Raw genomic sequence first — 1,813 nt, 5'->3', positions numbered from 1 at the left:
CAGCTTGGCATGGATTTCCTCCATCGCCGTCATCGCAGCGCCCGTGCTTTGCCCCGGCGCGGGCGACCCCTGCAGCTGCATCGCCGGCTGACCGTTGTAGCGCGTCAGCTGGACCGGCGCGTTCGCCCATGCGAGCGTCGAGAAGGCGGTGTACGGCACCATCTGATTGTCGGCGCCCCGAACGTAGAAGTTGGCGATATCCTCCGGCCGAAGGCGGAAGGGCTGATCCGCCTGCACATAGACCCGCTTGACGCGGCCACGATCGATGAAGTCGTTGACATACGCGCCGCCCCAGGCGGTCGAGATCGTCGTGTTGACCGCGCTCAGGTCCAGCCCCAGCGCCCGCGCCTTGTCCTCGTCGATATTGACCTTCAGCTGCGGCGCGTCCTCCAGACTGAGCGGACGGACCTGCGACAGCACGGGATTCTGCGACGCCATGCCCATCATCATGTTGCGCGCCTGAACCAGCTTCTCGTGCCCGATCCCGCCGGTATCGACCAGCTGCAGGTCGAAGCCGGTGGCATTGCCCAGTTCCTGCACCGCCGGCGGGATCAGCGCGAAGATGAGGCCGTCCTTATACTGGCTGAACGCAGCCATCGCACGACCGGCGATCGCCTGCGCCTTGTTCGCTCCGCCCGAACGTTCGTCCCATGGCTTCAGGTTGATGAAGGCAAGGCCGGTATTCTGCCCCTGCCCCGCGAAGCTGAAACCATTGATCGTGAACACGCCCGCGACGTTGTCGCCCTCGCTTCCCAGGAAGTGGTGGAGGATCAGCTCCAGCCCCTTTTCGGTACGCGCGGTAGTGGCGCCCGACGGCCCCTGCACCAGGGCGATCACGGTGCCCTGATCCTCATCGGGCAGGAAGCCCGACGGCAACCGCGTGAACAGCAGCCCGACACCCAGCAGGATTGCCGCATACACCAGCAGCGAGCGTTTCCAGTTGCGGGCGGTGCCCCGCACGCCGCGCTCATAGTGGCGCTGACCGTTGTCGAACTTCTCGTTGAACCAGCGGAAGAAGCGCGCCAGCGGGCCATTGCCCTCGCCCTTCGACGGGTCGTGCGGCTTCAGGATCGTCGCGCACAGCGCCGGCGTGAGGATCAGCGCGACCAGCACCGACAGCACCATCGCCGAAACGATCGTGATCGAGAACTGGCGATAGATGACGCCGGTGGACCCGCCGAAGAACGCCATCGGCAGGAACACCGCCGACAGCACCAGCGCGATCCCGATCAGCGCGCTGGTGATCTCGTCCATCGATTTGCGCGCGGCCTCGACCGGGCTGAGATGCTCCGTCTGGATCAGTCGCTCGACATTCTCCACCACGACGATCGCGTCGTCGACCAGCAAGCCGATCGCCAGCACCATGCCGAACAACGTCAGCGTGTTGATCGAATAACCCGCAATCGCCATCACCGCGAAGGTGCCCAGCAGCACGACGGGCACCGCGATCGTCGGGATCAGCGTGGCGCGCCAGTTCTGCAGGAACAGGAACATGACGAGGAAGACGAGCACCACCGCTTCGATCAGCGTGTGGACGACCTGCTCCACCGACAGGCGGACAAACGGCGTGGTGTCGTAAGGATACACCATCTTCACGTCGGGCGGCAGTTGCTTGGCGATCGCCTCGGCCTGCGCCTTCACCGCTTCAACCGTCGACAGCGCATTGGCACCGGCCGCCAGCTTTACGCCGAAACCGGCGGCATATTTGCCGTTGTACTTGGTATCGAAGCCATAATTTTCCGCGCCCAGCTCGACGCGGGCGACGTCGCGCAGGCGCACCACGGCGCCGTTGCTGTCGGTTTTCAGCCGGATC

General features: G+C 64.9%; 1 protein-coding gene. It reads right to left on the bottom strand.

The window, feature by feature from the left end; all coding sequences use genetic code 11:
• A partial coding sequence (locus tag ACFDSW_RS13605; RefSeq protein ID WP_375250822.1) for an efflux RND transporter permease subunit occupies positions 1-1,813 on the bottom strand: 1,813 nt, incomplete at both ends.

It is taken from the genome of Sphingomonas sp. (genome assembly GCF_042091075.1).
GTDB lineage: Bacteria > Pseudomonadota > Alphaproteobacteria > Sphingomonadales > Sphingomonadaceae > Sphingomonas.
This window is presented reverse-complemented; position numbering and strand designations above follow the sequence as displayed.